9 protein-coding genes are annotated in these 19,944 nt (G+C 71.2%); 1 reads left to right on the top strand and 8 read right to left on the bottom strand.

Annotated elements, in window-relative coordinates:
* Nucleotides 1–51: 51 nt before the first annotated feature.
* Nucleotides 52–366, top strand: a complete 315-nt coding sequence (locus tag ACN27E_RS01625; RefSeq protein WP_422746293.1) for a type II toxin-antitoxin system VapB family antitoxin — start codon at nt 52–54, stop codon at nt 364–366.
* Here ACN27E_RS01625 and ACN27E_RS01620 read toward each other — a convergent pair.
* The 8 genes from ACN27E_RS01620 to ACN27E_RS01585 are packed head-to-tail and all read right to left on the bottom strand — an operon-like array spanning nt 363 to nt 19,880.
* A complete protein-coding gene (locus ACN27E_RS01620) occupies nt 363–575 on the bottom strand; it encodes an MbtH family protein (RefSeq protein ID WP_422746292.1) in 213 nt (70 codons plus the stop codon). The two genes, ACN27E_RS01625 and ACN27E_RS01620, sit on opposite strands and share 4 nt — an antisense overlap.
* Complete coding sequence (gene mbtG, locus ACN27E_RS01615) at nt 553–1,857, bottom strand: NADPH-dependent L-lysine N(6)-monooxygenase MbtG (protein ID WP_422746291.1); 1,305 nt, start codon at nt 1,855–1,857, stop codon at nt 553–555. Before mbtG ends, ACN27E_RS01620 begins: the two co-directional genes overlap by 23 nt.
* Nucleotides 1,854–6,179: an amino acid adenylation domain-containing protein gene (locus ACN27E_RS01610; RefSeq protein ID WP_422750170.1), complete on the bottom strand. Its 4,326-nt coding sequence runs from the start codon at nt 6,177–6,179 to the stop codon at nt 1,854–1,856. The genes mbtG and ACN27E_RS01610 overlap by 4 nt, the downstream gene beginning before the upstream one ends.
* 20 nt (nt 6,180–6,199) lie before the next feature.
* A complete protein-coding gene (locus ACN27E_RS01605) occupies nt 6,200–11,398 on the bottom strand; it encodes an amino acid adenylation domain-containing protein (RefSeq protein ID WP_422746290.1) in 5,199 nt (1,732 codons plus the stop codon).
* Nucleotides 11,391–14,324, bottom strand: coding sequence for a mycobactin polyketide synthase MbtD (gene mbtD, locus ACN27E_RS01600; RefSeq protein WP_422746289.1), 2,934 nt, complete (start codon nt 14,322–14,324; stop codon nt 11,391–11,393). Before mbtD ends, ACN27E_RS01605 begins: the two co-directional genes overlap by 8 nt.
* Nucleotides 14,321–15,640, bottom strand: a complete 1,320-nt coding sequence (locus ACN27E_RS01595) for a polyketide synthase (protein WP_422746288.1) — start codon at nt 15,638–15,640, stop codon at nt 14,321–14,323. Before ACN27E_RS01595 ends, mbtD begins: the two co-directional genes overlap by 4 nt.
* Nucleotides 15,637–16,374, bottom strand: a complete 738-nt coding sequence (locus ACN27E_RS01590; RefSeq protein ID WP_422746287.1) for a thioesterase II family protein — start codon at nt 16,372–16,374, stop codon at nt 15,637–15,639. The genes ACN27E_RS01595 and ACN27E_RS01590 overlap by 4 nt, the downstream gene beginning before the upstream one ends.
* Entirely contained in the window at nt 16,371–19,880 is a 3,510-nt protein-coding gene (locus tag ACN27E_RS01585) for an amino acid adenylation domain-containing protein (RefSeq protein ID WP_422746286.1), read from the bottom strand. Before ACN27E_RS01585 ends, ACN27E_RS01590 begins: the two co-directional genes overlap by 4 nt.
* Nucleotides 19,881–19,944: the final 64 nt, after the last annotated feature.

The raw sequence follows: 19,944 nt of genomic DNA, 5'->3' as shown, positions 1-19,944 counted from the left end.
GACCTGAGCGAGTGTGACGCAAGGGACGCTTCGCTGGACTAACCTTCTGCTGTGATCTTCAAGGGTGTGCGCGACGGAAAGCCATACCCGGAGCACGGCTTGAGCTACCGAGAGTGGTCGCGCATCCCGCCGCGGCAGATCCGCCTCGACGAACTGGTCACCACCACGACGGTGCTCGCGCTGGACCGGCTGCTGTCGGAGGATTCGACGTTCTACGGCGATCTGTTCCCCCACGCCGTGCGCTGGCAGGGCGTCAACTACCTCGAGGACGGTTTGCATCGCGCGGTGCGGGCCGCGCTACGAAACCGGACGGTGCTGCACGCCCGCCTCTACAACATGGACATGCCGTACGCCGAGCAGGTTTAGCCGTTCATGGCTTCTCGCAGGCTGCGCGGGCGCAGATCGGTCCAGTTCGCCTCGACGTAGGCCAGGCAGTCGGCGCGGCTGCCCGCGCCGAATACGACCTGCCAGCCGGCGGGCACGTCGGCGAATTCCGGCCACAGGCTGTGCTGCTCCTCGTCGTTCACCAGGACCAGAAAGGTGCCGTTGTCGTCATCGAAGGGGTTGGTGCTCATCGCTTCTCCTGTTCGCGCGATCGATCGAGGGCTCGCTCGTCCCGGTGAGTTCGGCACCGAGGACGCGGTCGGACAGCAGGCCCAGACAGCTCAGATTGGGAAATCCGGGGCCCTGGTTGAGACCCGCCAGGCCGGGCAGGAACAGCTTCGGCGTCACCCCCGCGACGGCGAGGTCGTGGCCGATCGACTCCTGCAGCGTTTCCCCGTGCAGCGGTCCGCCCAGACCCAGCTCGATCAGATCGCGGGCGTCCTGGCCGAGCAGCGGCACGAACCACAGCGGGTCGGCACCCTGACCGTCGATGACCAGGTCGAAACCGTGCACGGTCTCGAGGCGTTCCCCCGCCCGGTCGGTGTGCAGGGTCAGCCGGATCCGTCCGTCGCGCGGCACGGCGTGGGCGACCCGGCCGCGCAGGTGCCGGATCCGGTCGTCGGCCAGCAGCGCCTCCTGCACGCGCGCGGAGAACACGCCGCGGTCGGTGCGCAACATCGCGTCGCGCCGTTCGCTCGGGGTCAGACTGGTCCAGCCCGTCGGGTCGGAGAACAGCATGTTCTCGAAGAAACCCTCGCCGCGAGTGAACAGTGTGACCTGCGGGCTGATCACCGTGATCGTCGAAACCCGGTGGCGGAAGAGCTCGTTGAGCATCGACGCAGCCGTCTCACCGCCGCCGATCATTGCGACGCGGTCGGCGACGATCAGTTCGTGCGCCGCCGCACGACGCCAGAAGTCGGCGATCGACATGACCCGCGGGTGCCCGGGCAGCAGAGTGCGTTCCGCTTGACCCGGCCCGGTGATCATCACCGCGTCGGCGGTCAGCACGTCGGTGCCGGTGCTCAGCTGCCAGCTCCGCCCGGCCACCGATATCCGCTGCACCTCACCGCTCATCACGGTCATCCCGATCGCCTCGGCGACCCAGCGCAGGTAAGCCGCCCAACGCCGGTGGTTCGGTGCGGGTCTACCGCGGTCGATCCACTCCGCGAATTGGGAGGTGGCGATCAGATAGGCCTGCCAGCTGTGCCGGGTCATCCGTTCGTCGAGTTCGGCGTTGCGCCGGGGCACCAGCGCGGACCGGTAGGGGAACCCGATGTCCTTCTCGGGGCTGGTGCCGAGCCGGTGCTCACCGTCGGTCCAGCCACCGGCGGCGGTCCAGTTGGCGGCCACGCCGGCGCGTTCCACCACGACGACCTCCGGCGCGTCGACCCCCATGGCGCGCAGTTCGGCGGCTTTCGCGGCGACGGCGACGGCCTTGGGTCCCGCGCCGATCACGGCCAGGGTGGCGCTCATCGGGCTACCTCCTGCAGGATGTGCAGCCACAGGGACTGAAGGATCTCGATGTCGGCGGTGGACAGCACGTCGGGCAGGGTGCGCCACTGGGTGGCCAGCACCGGCCCGTCCGCGCCGGCGACCACCGCCGCGGTCACGGTGAGTTCATGTCGGACGGCCAGCTCCGGCTCCGGGATCAGCGACGCGCGGTTCAGCATCGCGCGGTCGACGCCGCCCACCCCGACGTCCACCCGGCCCAGATAGTTCAGCAGCAACTGCGGCTCCGGATACGCCGACAGCCGTTCGGCGGTGTCCGCGCGGAGATAGCGCAGCAGGCCGAAATCGATTCCGTGTCCCGGGATCTCGGGGACCGCGCGGTCACCGGCCACCCGCACCGGGTAGATCGCGCTGAGGAGGCCGACGGTCTCACCGGTGTCGGCCCCGTCGCCGATCGTGGCGTCGGCGCGGCCGTGGATCTCGACGGCGAGCAACGGCGCAGGTGTGTCCTGACCCCGCCGGGTCCGCCATGCGGTGATCGTGCGGGCCGCCGCCGCGGTCAGCAGCTGTGGCAGCGGCCCGGCGGCGAGCAGCCGCTGGGTCAGGGCCGTGTCGGCGTTCGTCACGGTGATCGAGAGGTCGCGGGCCCGGTCGGTGTCTGGCCGTACCCGGCGCGATCCGAGGTCGGGGTCCACACCGTCGAGTTGGGCCGCCCAGAAGTCGGCCGTGTCCAGTTCGGCGGCACGCCGGTGCAGGCGCGCCGACCACTGCCGGTAGGTGGTGTGTTCGCGCCCCGGCACGGGAGCGCGGCCCGCGGCGAGCGCGTGCCGGCCGGTCTCCAGTTCGCCGAGTACGACGCGCCACGAGGCCGGGTCCAGTGCGAGCACGTGCGCACTGAGCAGCAGCAGACCGGCGCCGTCGGCCGGCCGCAGCCACACCGCCGACCAGAGCCGGCCCGCCTCCGGGTCGAGCGCGTCCACGGCGCGCGCGGTCTGTTCGGCCACCGCGGCGGTGAGGTCCCCGTCGACCCGGACCTCGGCGAAGACGCTCTCGATGTTCCAGTCAGGTTGCGGGATGAACGCCATCGCGGCGCGGTCCAGGCGGCAGCGCAGCACCTGGTGCCCGGCGGCGACGCTGTCGAGCAGGGTGCGCACCGTGTCGGCGGTGACGCCGTCGGGCAGGGCGATCGCCTCGGTCTGCGCCAGTCGGCGGGGCTCACCGTGGTCATAGAGCCAATGCACGTTGGGCAGCACGGGAATCGGCGCGTCCGAGGTGGCGTCGGATGGTCCGGCGTCGCTGTGCGGGTCGGCTTCGGCGTCGATCGCCGCGGCGAGTTCGCGCAGCGAGCCACACTCGAGCATCAGCCTGGCGCGCAACGGGATTCCGCGGCGGCGGGCGGCCTGTACCACCGACAGCGCCACGATGCTGTCCATGCCGAGGGTGAGCAGATCCGCGCCGACGTCGATCTCGGGGGTTTCGAGCAGTTCGGCGACCGCCTCGGCCAGCGCCTTCTCGGTCGGGGTCTCCGGTGCGGCGGCCGGTACGGCCACCGCGGTGCCGTCGCGCTGGGCCAGTGTTGCGTCGTCGATCTTGCCGTGCGGGGTCAACGGCAAGGTGTCGAGCACGACGATGGAGTGCGGCACCAGGTAGCGCGGCAGCCGGGTGCTGAGCATCCGACGAAGATCGCCGACCGCCACCTCCTCACCCCCGGTGGCGGCGTAGGCCGCCAACCGCGGACCACCCGGGTGTCGGCGCACCGCGACGTGGGTCGCACGCACGGCCGGATGGGTCTGCAGCACGGCCGCCACCTCCCCCGGTTCGACGCGGAATCCACGGATCTTGACCTGGTCGTCGCTGCGGCCCAGATACTGCAGGGCGCCGTCGAGATCGCGGCGTACCACGTCTCCGGTGCGGTACATGCGGCCACCGGGATGGTGCGGATCGGCCACGAACCGGCCGGCGGTCTCACCGGGACGCCCGAGATACCCGCGGGTGGTCTGTGGTCCGGCGAGATACAGCTCACCGGCGACGCCGTCGGGGACCGGACGCAACCACGCGTCGAGGACGTAGGCCCTGGTGTGCCGGGTGGGCCGACCGATGACCGGGTCCTCGTGCTCGGCGATCGGGGCGACGACGGCTTCCACCGTCGTCTCGGTCGGGCCGTAGCAGTTGTGCGCGGCCATCCCGGTGCGCGCGCATTCGGCTCGGATCGACCGCCACGGGGCGGGGCCGATCGCCTCGCCGCCCAGGGCCAGCACCGCCAGCGGCACCCGGGAGAGCAAACCGAATGCCTGCAGCTGAGCGAACATCGACGGGGTGGTGTCGATCATGTCGATCCGGTGCCGGTCGATGGCCGTCACCAGCGCCTCGGCGTCGCGCTGGACCTCATCGCCGATGATGTGCACGGTGTGGCCGTCGAGCAGCGCCACCAGCGGCTGCCAGGCGGCGTCGAACGTGAACGACCAGGCGTGGGCCACGCGCAGCGGTCGACCGAGCCGCGCCGCGGCGGGCCGCAGGATGTGGTGTACGTGGTCGTCGCCGTAGGCGAGCACCGCGTCGTGGGTGCCGATCACCCCTTTCGGCACACCGGTGGTGCCCGAGGTGAAGACGACATAGGCGGCCTGGCCCGGTGCGGCGGCTGCGGGTGTCCAGTGGTCGTCGCCCGCGCCGGCCGCCGCCAGGAAGGCCTCGTCGACGACGAACGAGGCCGCGCTCTGACGCAGGATCTGGCCGATACGTTCGCCCGCCATCGCGGGATCCAGCGGCACGACGGCACCGCCGGCCTTGAGGATCGCGAGCATCGCGGTGACGTATTCGGGTCCGCGCGGAAGACCAACGGCCACCGGTGTTTCCGGGCCCACGCCGCGGCGGGACAGCTCGGCGGCGAGCCGGTCGGCGGCCATGTCGAGTTCGGCGTAGCTCAGCGCGCCGCCCTCCCAGCTGAGCGCGACGGCATCCGGGCTTCGACGCGCGGCCGCGGTGAAGGCCGTGTGCACCCCGGCCGACTCGACCGCCGAACGGGTGATGGCGGGCTGTCCCGACGGGACTTCGTCGTCGGCCAGGATGCTGAGGTCGCGCAGCGGTCGTTCCCAGCAGTCGATCAGGCGCTGCGTGGTGCGCAGCAATCGCTCACCGAGGCTGTGCGGGGTGATCGAACCGAGCGCACCGGAGAGCGTCTCCACGAGCACGGTCAATTCGCCGTCGCCGAGGTGGGCGGCGATGGTGACCGGGAAGTGCGACAGGCTCTCCAGGGCGGCCGGGGTGAATGTCGCGCCGTTGGCCTCGAACCGGTGGTCGCCGCCGACCAGACCGCCGGGCGGGAAGTTCTCGTAGACCAGCAGCGAGTCGAACAGCTCGCCGACACCGGCGATCGCCCGAAGCTCCGCGTGGCTGAGATGACTGTGTTCGCGCAGGGCAGCGGCCTCGCGCTGCAGCGCGGCGCACTGTTGCGCGACACTGCCGGCGGGATCGAGCCGCACCCGCAGCGGCACCGTGTTGATGAACAGACCGATCATCGTCTCGACGCCGGTGAGCTCGCTCGGGCGTCCGGACACCGTGACGCCGAAGACGACGTCGCGGCGATCGGTGAACACCGAGAGAATCACCGCCCAGGCCATCTGGACGAGGGCGTTCACCGTGACACCACGCGACCGGGCGGCTTCGCTCAGTTGCGCGGTGGCGGCGGCGTCCAGGCGCACCTCGGTGCGGCGCGGCAGCCCTGGGGTGGGTTCGACGGCGCTCAGCGCGGGAGTGAGCAGGGTCGGACCGTCCAGACCGGCCAGATGCTGCGCCCACAGCGCCCGGCCGGCGTCCTGGTCGCGGCCGGCGAGCCAGCCGATGTAGTCGCGGTAGGGCCGCGGCGGCGCGGCCAGTGCGGCCGGATCACCTCCGGCCCGGTAGAGGCCGAGCAGTTCCCCGACGAACAGCGGCAGCGACCAGCCGTCGATCACGATGTGGTGGGCGACGATCAGCAGTCGCCAACGCGCACCGGGCTTCTCGATCAGCACGAAGCGCAGCACCGGTCCGCGGCCGAGGTCGAAGGGCCGCCGCCGCGCTTCGTCCTCGACGTGTGCGGCCTCGTCGTCGCTGCGCACGCGGTGGTGTTCCCAGGGCAGCTCGACGCTGCGGGGCACCACCTGCACCGGACGAGGCAGATCACCCCGGAAGAACGACGCCCGCAGATTGGGGTGGCGCACCAGCATCGCCGTCGCGCACCGCTGCAGGAGCGGAACGTCCAGTCCCCCCGACACATCGGCGGCCATGGCGATCACATACGGATCGCCGTCGGTCCGGTCGGCGAGCACCGTCATGGAATAGAGCCCCTGCTGCAGCGGGCTCAACGCCATGATGTCCTCGATGGTCTGGGTCACGGGGCGCCTCCGTGCGATGCACCCCACGAAGCCGTCAAGGCCGCGAGTTCGTCGGCGGACAGACCCGAAGTGCTCATCGGCGCGTGGCTGGTGTCCACAGCGGGATCGCCGGCGGCCACGGTCGCCGCGTCGACCGCGGCGGCGAGTTCGTGCAGCGTGGGATGCTCGAACACCATGCGCGCGGTCAGCTTCAGCCCGTCGTCGCGGGCCCGGGCGGCCATCTGCACGGCCAGGATGCTGTCCCCACCGAGGGTGAAGAAGTCGTCGTGGCGATCGGTGACCGTGACCTCGAGAACCTGACCCAGCAGTGTCGCCAGGGCGCGCTCGGTGTCGGTGGCGGGCGGTTCGGCCGGTCCGCCCCCCGTCGGGCGCAGGTTCGGTGCGGCCGGCCGGTCGTCGGAACCGACCAATTCGAGGACACCGCGACCGGTCCAGCGTGCCCGGTCACCGGTGCGGTGCAGCCGCGCCCCGGGCACGGTGCCGAACGGTTGGGCGACGAAGCGGGTGGCGGTGAGGCCCGGTGTGTTCCAATGCGCCGCGGCCAGCGGACCGCCGCCGGTGTACAGGTCACCGACCACGCCGACCGGCACCGGCTGCAGCGCCTCGTCGAGGACGTAGAGGCTGTCGCCGCTCCATTCGTCGAGGATGCACTGCCGCTCGCCCGGCTCGCCGATCTGCACGTCGCGCAACGTCAGATCGGGTTGTTCGGCGAAGGTGGCCACCACGCGGGTCAGCCAGCCGACGAATCGCTGCGCAGTCTGGTGGGAGTAGAGCTCCGGCCGGTAGATCACATGGCCGCGGTATCCCTTCGACTCCTCGTCGGCGGCGAAGAAGTTCAGCGACAGGTCCGCGTGCGCGGCGTCGAATGTCGGTTCCAGCACGGTGACCGTCGTGTCGCCGTCGGGGTGGTGCTCGATCACCCGGTTTTCCGGGAGTTGTTCGCGCACATGGACGACCACGCTGAACAGCGGGTTGCGCGCCAGGGTGCGCACCGGGCTGACCGCGTCGACCACCTGGTCGAAGGGCAGATCCTGGTGGGCATAGGCGCCCAGCGCCATCTCGCGGGCGCGGCGGCACACCTCGCGCAGGGTGGGGTTGCCGCTCAGGTCGTTGCGCAGCACCAGGATGTTGATGAAGAAGCCGACGAGCTGATCCAGTTCGGGCTCCGAACGCCCCGCCACCGGAGTGCCGAGCGGGATGTCGTGCCCGCCGCCGGCCTTGTGCAGCACCACCGCGACGGCGGCCTGCAGCAGCATGAACTCGGTGAGGCCGAGATCGCGGCACAGCGCCGAGAGCTTCTCGCGTACCGCACCGTCGATGTGGAACTCGACGGCCTCGGCGCGGCCGCTGGGGACCGGCGGCCGGGCGAAGTCGGGGCGCAGCCCGGTCTCCTCCGGGACCCCGGCGAGCTGACGGGTCCAGTACGCGCGCTGCGGGGCGGCGACGTCGCCGTCCTCGGCCAGCAGCGCGGCCTGCCAGGCCCCGAAGTCGGCGTACTGCACCGGAAGTGGCGCCCACGCGGGCGCCTGACCCGACGTCCGTCCCTGGTAGGCGATCAGCAGATCGGTGAACAGCACGGTCGCCGACCAGTGGTCGCCGGCGATGTGGTGCATGACCAGCGACAGCACGAGCTGGTCGGGTCCGACGCGCAGGATCGCCGCGCGGATCGGCCGGTCGTGTTCGAGATCGAATACGTGGCCGCGTTCCTGGTCGAGTTCGCCGCGCAGCCAGTCCTCGCCCTGGCCCTCGGCGCGGCGCACGTCCACCGGCTCGCCGGCGGTGACGATCTGGTACGGCACGCCGTCGATCTCGCGGTAGACGGTGCGCAGGATCTCGTGCCGGTCGACGACGTCGCCGATCGCCGCGGCCAGCGCGTCGACGTCACACCGCCCGCGCAGCCGCGCCGCGAACGGGATGTTGTTGACCACACTGGGCCCGTCCACGCGGTAGGCGAACCAGGACCGCAGCTGCGCCGACGAAAGCGGCGCCGGCCCATCGAGATGCAGCGGGATCAGCCGCGGCCGGGCGGGCCCACCTCCGCCGGCACGGACCGCATCGACGTGTTCGGCGATCCGCGCCACGGTGGCGAGTTCGAAGACCTGCTGGACTCCGATGTCGACTCCGCACGCCGAACGCACTGCGGCGACGAGTTTCGTGGCGAGCAGGGAATGGCCGCCGAGGTCGAAGAACGAGTCGTCCGCGCCGATGGCTGCGCCGCGGCCGAGCAATTCGGCGAACAGGCCGGCCACCGCACGCTCGGTGTCGGTGCCGGGCTCGCGGAACTCGATCGTCGAGGCAATCTGCGGTTCGGGCAGGGCCGAGCGGTCGATCTTGCCATGGGCGGTGATCGGGATCGCGTCGAGCACGACGTAGGCCGCGGGCAGCATGTATTCGGGCAGCGCCGCGGCGACCCGCGAGCGGATCCGGTCCAGCGCCACCGACGCGCGGTCCTCGCCGCTGACCGGGGTCAGATAGCCGACCAGGCTCTTGCCCAGGCCGGGTAGATCGCTGACCACGACAACGGCCTGCCCGACGCTCGGATCGACCGAGATCGCGGCGGCCACATCGCCGAGTTCGATGCGAAATCCGCGGATCTTGACCTGCTCGTCGGCGCGGCCGACGAATTCGATGTCACCGGCGGCGTTGCGCCGGGCCAGGTCCCCGGAGCGGTAGAGCCGCCCGCCCGGGGTGAAGGGGTCGGCGACGAACCGCTCGGCGGTGAGGCCGGGTCTGCGGTGGTAGCCGTGTGCGACGTGCCCGCCGCCGATGTAGATCTCCCCGATCACGCCGACCGGAACCGGCTGCAGTGCATCGTCGAGCAGATGCAGGGTGGTGTTGATCTTCGGACGGCCGATCGGCACGATGCGGCTGCCCTGCTTGCCCTGCACCCGGTAGCGGCTGGCGTTGATCATCGTCTCGGTCGGCCCGTAGAAGTTGTGCAGCAGCGCGTCGAAGGTGGCATGGAATTTGTCGGCCACCTCACCGGGCAGCGGTTCCCCGCCGATCGGGACGCGTTGCAGGGTGCGCCACTGGTTGACCCCGGGCAGCGAGAGGAACAAGCCGAGCAGGGACGGCACGAAATGCATGGCCGTGATGCCCTCGTCGTGCAGCAGGTTGGTCAGGTAGCCGATGTCGTTGAGACCGCCGGGCCGGTGAACGACCAGCCGGGCGCCGCAGGCCAGCGTGCCGAACACTTCGGCGATGGACACGTCGAAGCTGGGTGAGGCGACCTGCAGCAGCCGGTCCGTCTGGTCGACCTGGTAGTCGCCCTTGAACCAGACGAAGTACTCCGCGATCGGCCGGTGCGGCACCGGGACACCCTTGGGCAGTCCGGTGGTGCCCGATGTGTAGATCAGGTACGCGGTGTTCTCCGGCAGCAGCGGCCGGATCCGGTCGGCGTCGGTGGGGTCGTCGGTGCGCATCCCGTCGAGGTCGCTGACCAGTTCGCGCACAACGATTTTCGCGTCGCAGTCGCCGAGGATGAACGACAGCCGGTCGTCCGGGTAGGTGGGATCGATCGGCAGGTAGACCGCACCGGCCTTGACCACACCGAGGGCGGTGATGACCAGTTCCGGCGATTTGTCGAGCAGGACCGCGACGCGGTCCTCGGTGCCGACGCCCTGGCCGATCAGCCAGTGCGCGACCCGGTTGGCGGCCTCGTTGAGCTCCCGGTAGGTGTAATGCCTGCCCTCGTAGACCATTGCGATGTTGTCCGGCGCGGCCGCGACCTGCGTGGCGATCAGGTCGGGCAGAGTGCTGGCCGGAGTGTGGAACCGCTCCCCCGTGGCGACCTCGTGCAGCCACGCCGAATCGGCGGCGTCCATCACGTCCAACCGGGACAGCACGGCGTCGGGGTGGTCCAGCGCGTTGCACAACAGGACCACGAAGTGGTCCAGCATCTGTTGCGCCAGCGCCGGTTCGATGATCTCGACGAGGTGTTCGACCTCGACCAGCGCGCCCTCCTCGGTGTCGAATTCGATCATCATCCCCAGCGGCAGCTGGGTGAGCTGGCTGCGCAGATCGGCGCGCTCGCACCGCACGCCGGGCGGGGTGAACCCGAAGCGGTCCGGTCCGCGGAATCCGAAGCTGACCCTGGTCATCCGCTCGGCGCCGTGCCTGCGGTCGGGATTGAGTTCGCGCACCACCGTGTCGAGGTCGATGCCCTGGTGGGCGAAGGCACCCAGGGCGGTGTCACGCGTCTGGCCGAGCATGTCGCGGAACGTCATCGCGGCCTGCGGGCGCAACCGCATGGCCACGGTGTTGCCGTAGTAGCCGATGCGCTCCTCGGTGCCCGCGTCGCGATTGAGCACCGGTGTCACCACCAGGAAGTCGTCGGCGTGGGTGTAGCGGTGGATGAGCGTGCCGAAGACCGCGAGCAGCACGGCGTACGGCGTGGCCCCGGTGTCGCGCGCGAGTTCGGCGACCCGTCGGCTCAACGGCGGGGTGAGCCGCGTCGAGGTGCGTGCCGAGCGCCAACCGGTGGGTACCGCCGACCCGGCCGGTCCGGGCAGTTCCAGCGGTTCGGGTGGATCGGCCATCACGGTGCGCCAGTACGCGAGATCCTCGTCGGTCGCCCGCGACGGCGCGGATCGCCGGGCGTCGAGTTCCTCACCCAGCGGAGCACCGGTGTAGGCGCGGGTGAGCTCGGCGAAGAAGATCTCCCACGACCCGTCGTCCCAGGCGATGTGATGGGCGACCAGGAGCATCACGAATTCGCCAACACCGGTGCGGATGAGGGTTATCCGCAGCGGTGCATCGACCGCGAGGTCGAACGGCGCGGCGAACTCGCGCTGGGCCAGCACCTCGAGCCGGAGTCGCTGCGCCTGGCCGGACGGATCGGTCAGCTCGGTGAGGTCGTGTTCAGTCCAGTGCGGTCGAAGATCGGAGTGCACGGTCGGCGCGGGCAGGCCGTTCTCGTCGGCCGCATAGGTGGTGCGCAGCACCGGATGCCGACGCGCCACAGCGTCCAGTGCCCTGCGCAGGGCGCCCGGGTCGACGTCACCGGTGATCCGGTAGGACAGGCACACGTTGAGCAGGGCGCCGGACGGGTCGGCGGCCTGGACGAACCACATCCGCAGCTGTCCGTCGGACAGCGCATCGGGCGAATCGGCGACCGCGGTGCCGCCGGACGACAGACCGCGCTCGGAGAGTTTGCGGCGCAGCAGTTCCAGGCGTGCGTCGGTGGTGTCAGTCACTCGAAGATGTCACTTTCTGGCGGAGCTCGGCGGCCAGTTCGGTGCCCGTGATGCCGCCCAGCAGGGTGGCCAGCGGGACCGTCTGGCCCAGAGTGCTTCTGAATCGCTTACGGAGGTCGAGGGCGAGCAGCGAATCGACGCCGAGATCGAACAGCGAGGCGTCCAGATCGATGCCGTCCTGGTCGGTGATGCTGAGAACGGCGGCGAGGGCGTGACGCACGGCCGACTCGGGGTTCGCCGGTAGCTCGGCCGGTGACGACGCCGCCGGTCGGGCAGGTTCGTCGTCGCCCAGGAAGATCCGCAGGCGGTGCGGATCGGCCGACAGCACCAGGGGGTCGGCCGGGTGATCAGCCATCCCGGCCTCGACGGCGAGCGCCGGTGGCATCGGGCACAGACCGGAACGTTCGATGCGGGCCGTCTCTGCGGCATCCACGATCGCGGTGGCGCCGTCGGTGGCCTGCCACAGACCCCACCGCACGGACGTGGCGTGCAGGCCGTCGGCGCGCAGCCGGGCGGCCATCACGTCGAGCATGCGATTGGCCGCCGCATAGGCGCCGTGCCCGTGGCCACCCCACAACCCGGAGATCGAGGAGCACAGCAGGATTCGGGCGTCGGATCGCAGCGGCCAGGTCTCGGTGATCCGGGACAGGCCGGTGACCTTTGCCGCAAAGGTGTGCGCTGCCGCGGCAGCGTCGAGCCGCTCGCCGGTCGCGAACGCGGCGGCCCCGGCGGTGTGGATGAGCAGGGACGCGCCCGCGGCACCGACCTCACCGGCCGCCTCCGCGAGCCGGTCCGCGTCGGTGATGTCGCAGGGCACCGAGACCACCTGCGCGCCATGGGGTGCGCGGAGCGCAGACAGCACGGCGGGGTCGACGGCACGGCGGCTGAGCAGCACCATGCGCCGGGCCCCGCGCTCGGCCAGTGCCCGCGCGTAGTGCATCCCTATCGCTCCCGCGGCGCCGGTGATCACCACCTCGTCGAGGGCACCGCTGCGCTGCGGCAACGGCGGCCCGGCGGCAGCGCCGGCAAGTCCGCGCCGGAATCGCTGGACCCCCGAACCCGGGTCCCGCAGCGCCATCTCACCGTGACCGGTCAGGACCGCATCGATGACGGTGGTCGCGGCCGAGCTGCGGGCGGGCAGGTCGAGGTGATGAAAGGTCCGCTCGGGACGTTCGAGGGCCAGGCAGCGATGGAGTGCGGCGATCGCGGCCGCCGACAGGTCCGGAACGTCGTCAGCGCGCACCTGCTCCCCGGCGACGGTGATCAACCAGATATCGCGGCAAGCCGGCCCCACCGCCGCGGGATACCGCAGCGCGCCGGCGCCGACCAGGTCGGTGACGGCCGCCACCGCGGAATCGGGATCGGTGGCGGCGAGTGCGGGCGCCACGATCACCGCCACCTCGGCGGCCTCGGGCGTCGACAGCGTGACACCGGCATGCCGGTCCGCGGCCGCCCGCAGGCGCTGTGTCAGCACATCGGCGGCGCCGCTCAGATCGAGGACGGCGAGCCGCGCGGAGGGTTGGCCGAGAGGTACCTGCGCGGCGGGCACCGGCCGCCACACTTCGTGGGCCACGGTCACCGTCGTCGGCGCCGGTAGGGGTTCGGGCCGGGCCCACATCGGCGTCGACCGCATGGGGGCGTAGGGGAAGCCGCGGCGCGAATCAGCCGCGGCCGGTGCGTAGACGCGCCAATCGTGGCCGGGGTCCGACAACGCGGCCGCCACCAGATTCGCCGCCAGGGCCTCGCCGATCGCCATATCGCGCCGGCCCGAACCGACCAGTACCGAGGGGGTGTCGCCGAGCCGGTCACCCATGGCGTAGAGCAGCGACGGATGGGCGGACAGCTCGACGAATGTGGTTGCTCCGCAACGGATGGCAGTGCTGACCGCATGGTCGAAACGCACGGTGTGCCGCAGGTTCGCCCACCAGTGCTCACCGAACGGTGTGCCGGCGGGCACGACGTCTCCGGTGGTGCCGCCGACGAACTGCACCGGGGTGTCGGCGAAGGTCGACTGCGGCAGCGCGGCGAGCAGGTCCTCGCGCAGCGGATCGAGGATGCTGGTGTGGACCGGGAAACCGACGGTGATCTCCCGAGCGAACCGGCCGTCCGCGCGGACCCGGCCGACGGCGGCCGACACGGCGTCCCGGTCCCCCGCGACCGCGACCGAGGTGGCCGAGTTGACGACCGCGAGTTCCAACCAGCCGGACGTGTCGGCGATCAGGTGCTGCGCGTCGTCGGGGCTGACGCCGAGTACCGCGACCGCGTGCTGACCGGTGAGCCGGTCGACCACGCCCGCCCGGGCGATCACCACGCGCACCGCATCGGTCAGCGTGATCGCGCCGGCGATGTAGGCGGCGCCGATCTCGCCGAGGCTGTGCCCGATCGTCAGATCCGGCAGGATGTCGCGTGCGTGCCACGTCCGCGCGAGGGCGACGGCGTGGCTGAATTGGGCCGCTTCGATCTCGACCTCGCTGAACGTCTCACCCGCCCCGGTCAGATAGCGCACCGGTGAGGCGGCTCCCGCCTCGGCGAACTCGGCCGCGCAGGCGTCGATCTCGGATCGGTAGACCGGCAGCAGCTCGTACGCCTCGGCGCCCATCCCCGGCCACTGGGTGCCCTGGCCGGGGAACACGAACGCGATGCGTCCGGTGGTCGCGTCGGCGCTCGTGCAGACCAGTGGATGGTCGGTGCCGTCGACGACCGCGCGCAGTCCAGCGGTGAGTTCGTCGCGGCTGCCGGCGCGGATCACGCTGCGGTGGCGGCGGATCCGCCGGGTATGCAGCAGCCGGCCGGCGACGGCGCCGACCGTCGCGTCCGGATCGCGGTCCAGATGGCGCAGCACCGCGGCGGCAGCGGCACGCAGGACGTCGTCGCCGTGGGCGCTCAACACCACCGGGATCCGGCCGTCGGGCAGCAGCCGGCTCACGCGAGTGCCCCGTGCCGGTCCGGCACCGCGACCACCAGATGGGTGTTGGTGCCGCTCATCCCGAACGCCGAGACCGCGGCGACGCGTTCGCCGTTGCACGCCGGCCATGGTGTCAACTTGTCGGCCAACCGCAGACCCGTGTTCTCCCAGTCGATCTCGCGGCTCGGCTCATCGGCGTGCAAGGTGGGCGGCACGGTGGCGTGCTCAGCGGCGAGCAGCACCTTGGCCAGTCCCAGCGCCCCGGCGGCGGCCTGGGTGTGGCCGATGTTGGATTTGACCGACCCGAGCAGGGGCCCGCGCCCGGGAGCGGCGGCGCCGTAGGTGGCGGCCAGTGCGTGCAGTTCGGTGCGGTCACCGAGCTGGGTTCCGGTGCCGTGTCCTTCGACCAGCCCGACGTCACCGGCGGCCACACCGGCACGCTGCATCGCGCGGGTGAACAGGCGTGTCTGCGCCGGTCCGCTCGGGGCGGTCAGCCCCACCGTGCGGCCGTCGGAGTTCACGCAGCTGGCGCGGATCTCACCGAGGATCGGTCGCCGGTTCCGCACCGCCTGGGACCGGCGCTGCAGGACGAACATGGCTGCGCCCTCCGCCCACACCGTGCCGCTGGCGTGGGCGCTGTAGGGCCGGCAGTGACCGTCATCGGACAGGGCGTGCTGCTTGGAGAATTCCACGAAGTATCCGGGCGACCCCATCACGCACACGCCGCCGGTCAGCGCGAGGTCGCAGTCACCGGTCCGCAGCGCCTGGACCGCCAGGTGCACCGCGGAGAGCGCCGAGGAGCACGACGTGTCGACGGTGACGGCGGGCCCGGCCAGATCGAGCGTGTAGGCGATCCGCCCCGAGATGACGCCCAGCGACGTACCCGTGATGAGATGCCCACTGTGGTGGCTGAACTCGGTCAGTGCGGGTCCGTATTCCAGCGCCGAGGCGCCGACGTAGCAGCCGACGTCGTGCCCGGCGAGGTCGTCGGGGTTGATACCGCTGTCCTCGAGCGCGCGCCAGGCCAGCCGCAGCGCCACCCGCTGCTGCGGGTCCATCGCGACCGCCTCGCGCGGCGATATCCCGAAGAACTCCGGATCGAAAACCGATGCGCTGGAGAGGAATCCGCCGAGATCGTGGATCGCCTTGAAGCCGTCGCGCCGCGACCCGGCGAACAGGTCGGCCAGCGCCCAGCCGCGGTCGGTGGGGAACGGAACGAGTGCTTCACGCTGCTCGCTGAGCAGGGTCCAGAAGTCCTCGGGGGTTGCGATCCCGCCGGGCGCCTCGACCGCCATGCCGACGATGACGATGGCATCGGCGCGGAGGTCTGTGGTCATCGGCCGCTCACCAGCGCCGCGACCGCATCGAGGTGTTCGTTGAGGTAGAAGTGGCCGCCGTCGAACGTCGAGGAGGTGAATCGGCCCGAGGTGTGCGACGCCCAGCGCTGCGACCACTCCCGACTGATGCGGTGGTCGCGGTCTCCGCGCAGGGCATGGATGTCGGCGGCGACGCGATCGTCGGCAGCACAGTGGTACCCGCTCAGCGCTCGGTAATCGGCCTGGACAGCCAGTACCAGCAGCTCGACGAAGTCCTCATCCTCGAGCAGCCGCGGGTCGGTGCCGCCGAGATCGACCATGTCGGCGAGCACGGCCCGCTCGGTGGTGGGCAGTGGCGCCGCCTCGGCGACCGTCGACGGCGCCTGCCCCGCCGACGCCCACAGGGTCTCGACGGGCACGCCGCCGCGTTCGGCGACGCGCGCGAATTCGAAGGCCACCACCGCGCCCATGCAGTGTCCGAACAGATTCAGCGGCGCGACCCGCTCCCATGGACCAGCGTCGAAGAGCTGGGCCGCGAGTTCCTCGATGCTGCCGGCAGCGGGGTGACGCAACCGGTCGGCGCGCTGCGGGTACTGCACGATGAACGTATCGACACCTCGGCCGGTCAGCGCCTTCGCCAGCCCGCGGTACGCCGCGGCCGCGCCACCGGCATGGGGGAACACCACCGTCGTGCTCCGGCCGGTGTCGCCGAAACGTTTGACCCAGGGCGCGAATTCGAGGTTCGTGGCCGTCATCGCTGCCGGGCGGAGGTCGATCCGAGTGCGGACGCCACATCGTCGGAGTTCATGTCGACGACCTCCAGGTAGAGCTCGGCCACCGCCTCGAGGCGTTCGTCCCCGGATTCGTGGCCCACCAGCCGGTCGGCGAGCGCGGCGACGGTGCGGGCGGCGAAGATGTCGGTGACCATGACGCCCGGCGAGTCGAGCCAGTCGCGGATCCGCGCGACGGTCTGGGTGGCCAGCACCGAATCGCCACCGAGTTCGAAGAAATCGTCGTCGATGCCGATGTTCTCGCGGTGCAGTACGGTCGCGACGATGTCGGACAGTGCCCGCTGCAGGGCCGTCGCAGGCATCCGGCGGACCGGGGTCGGATGCTGTGTGCGCGCGGCCATGCTCGCGGCGATCAGTGCGGCCACCGCCGCGCGGTCGATCTTCCCGCCGACGGTGAACGGGATCGTCTCGACGAATGCCAGGTGACTCGGGACCATGTGCGGCGGAACGAGTTCGCTCAACGCACGGGTCAGGTCACCGGTCGTCACGCGGGGATCAGAGGTCCGCACGATCGCGGTCAGCTGCTCCGCGCGGTCGCCGGGTGCGGGCAGCACCGCGGCCACCGCGGCGTCGACGCCGTCGATGCGGCGCAGCGCGGACTCCACGTCGCCGAGTTCGATGCGGTAGCCGCTGACCTTGACGCGGTGATCGGCGCGGCCGACGAAATCGAGCTGACCGTCGGGCAGGTAGCGCACCAGATCGCCGGTGCGGTACCAGGTTCGGCCGTCGCTCTCGACGAAGCGTTCGGCGGTCAGATCGGGCCGTCCCCGATAGCCGCGGGCGATACCGCGGCCCGACACCCACAACTCGCCCGGCACCCAGTCCGGGCAGTCCGACACGTCGACGGCCACGACTCGGCAGACGTTGTTGGGTAGGGGGCGGCCGAACGGCACAGCGGACCACTGAGCGGGCAGGTCGCCGGGCTCACAGATCGTGTTGTGGGTGGCGGTTTCGGTGGCTCCGCCGAGACCGGCGAATCGCACGTTCGGGGCAGCCGCCCGCAGCGCCCGCACCATATCGGTGCGCACCCAGTCGCCGCCGGTCGGCACGACCCGCACCGAAGGCAGTGCGGCCTGCTCATCGGCGAGGACTTCGAGCAGCATCTCCAACCAGCCGGGCATGAAGTGCAGGACGCTGACCCGGTGCTCGTCGATCAGCCTCGCCCAGCTGTCGGGATCACGACGCTGCGCCTCGTCGACCACCACCAGCGATCCGCCGGCGCGCAGCATGCCGAACACGTCGAGCACCGACAGATCGCCCTCGAGCGTGGACAGCGCCAGAGCGCGGTCGCCCGGCCCGATCCCGAAGTGGCCGTTGATGAATTCGACGGTGTTCATCGCCGCGGCGTGGGTCACCTCGACTCCCTTGGGTTCACCGGTGGAGCCGGAGGTGAAGAGCACGTAGGCGACCTGGTCGGGATCGATCGCGGCCGGCCTGACGTCGCGGGCCCGCGAGCCGACCCGCAGCGCCTCCTCGATCGTGAGCGCCGGCAGGGATTCGGGGACCGCGTCGCCGCACACCAGCGCCATGCGGACCGCGGCGCTGCGCAGGATGCTCGCGGCCCGCTCAGCCGGCTGGTCCGCGCCGATCGGGACGTAGACCGCGCCGGCGGCGTGGACGGCCAGCAGCGCGGTGACCTGCTCAGCGCATTTCGGTCCCAGCACGGCGACCGCATCGCCGGGTTTGATACCGGCGACGGTGAGCGCCGCCGCGACAGCCAGCACCTGCTCCCGCAGCTGCGCGTAGGTCAGCGTCCCCGACGAGCCGATGACCGCCGTCGCGTCCGGTGTCGCTGCGGCGCTGCGGAAGAAGCCGTCGTGCAGCGCGTCATCGCTGCGCGGGGCGGTGCTCTCCAGTGCCCGACGCACCGCCAGCTGCGCCGGCGGCACGGCCGGCGGATCGGTCGCATCCCAGGCAGTGTCGTCGATGGCCAGGCGCTCCAGTTCGGCCAGCTGGTAGGCGAACATCGCGTCGATGACGCCGGGACGGAAGGCGTCCTCGCGGACGTCCCAGTTGACCAGCAATCCGCCGGCGAACGGGGTCACCTGCGCATCGAGCAGCACCTGCGGACCCTGGGAGATATGCCATACCGGTGTGCCGAACTGGTCGGTGACGTCACCGGCGAACAGATCGCCCAGACCGAGCGCACTGGTGAAGACGAACGGTGCGAGCGTCGGGGTGCCGTGATGGCGACTCAGGTCGCGCAGCACCGACAGGCCGGAGTAGGTGGCGTGGCCGGCCGAGGTGTGCAGGGCGTCCTGCATCACCCGGGCGCGCTGAGCGGGCGTGTGCGCGTCGGTGAAGTCCACGTCGAGCATCAGCGAGGAGGTGAAGTCACCGACCAGCCGGTCCACATCCGGGTGGTAGGGCTCGCGCCCGAACATCGGCAGATTCAGCAGGAAGTGCCGGCTCGTCGACCAGCGGGCCAGGGTGCCGGCGTAGGACGCCGCGAACGCCATCGCCGGGGTGATCCCCCGGGCGCGGGCCGCGGCATAGAGACCGTCGCGCGCGGTTGCGTCGAGGAATTTCCAGCGCCGGGTCCCCCGGTGCGGATCGCGCTGTTCGGCGCGCGGGACCAGGGGCAGGGCGGGCGGTTCGGGGAGCTCGGGGATGCGCTCGGTCCACCAGGCCCGATCGGCGTCGGCGGCAGCGGGCGATGTCGCGGTGAACGCGCGGCGATACTCGCGGTAGGTGTAGCCCAGCTCGGGCAGCCGGTCGCCGCGGTACAGGGCGGCCAGGTCGGCCATGAAGTTGCGGTAGCTGACGGCGTCGGCGGCCTGCATGTCCAGATCGACGTGCAGGCGGGTCCGGCCGTCGGGGAGCAGGGTCAGCGCCAGTTCCAGGACTTCGCCTTCGAGCAGCTGATGCGACTTGCTCTGGCGGATCTCTTCGAGGCGGGTCTCGGCGGTCGTGGTGTCCACCTCGCGCAGGTCGGTCACCTTGACCGGCAGCGACCTCGCGCCGATGCGCTGCATGCCGTCGCCGAGGATCTCGACGCGCAGCATCGGGTGGCGTGCGGCGAGTTGGGCGGCCGCGGCGCCGAGCCGCGCGGGATCGACGCCGAAGCCGTCGAATTCCACGTAGAGGTGGGCGGCGACACCGCCCAGTTCGGTCAGTTCGTTGCGTCCGACCCAGAGCGCGTGCTGGATCGGGGCCAGCGGGAAGGGCGCGTCGTCAGAGTCACCGGCACCGGCACCGGCACTGGGCTCCTCCGGCGCCGCCGGGCCGTGTTCGCCGACGAGTTCGGACCATGCCGCCACGGTGGGATGCGCCGCCATGGCGGCGAACCCCACGTCGATGCCTTGGCGGCGCCACCGCCCGGACAGCGACATCATGCGGATGGAGTCGAGCCCGGAAGCAATCAGATCGGTGGTCGGATCCAGTTCGGATGGATCGACGCCGAGGAGTTCGGCGACCTCGGCCCGCACCGTTGCCGAATTCGTCGCAACGCTGTCCGCCTGGATGTTCACCCGTCCTCCAAACTCAGCATAGGCTGGCCTAACTTCGTGGAGGCTACCCTATATTCAGGGGACC

Origin of the sequence: Mycobacterium sp. WMMD1722 (assembly GCF_049315205.1) — a bacterium.
Lineage (GTDB): Bacteria > Actinomycetota > Actinomycetes > Mycobacteriales > Mycobacteriaceae > Mycobacterium.
Note: the sequence above shows the minus strand (reverse complement) of the source record. Positions and strands in the feature narration are given on the sequence as shown.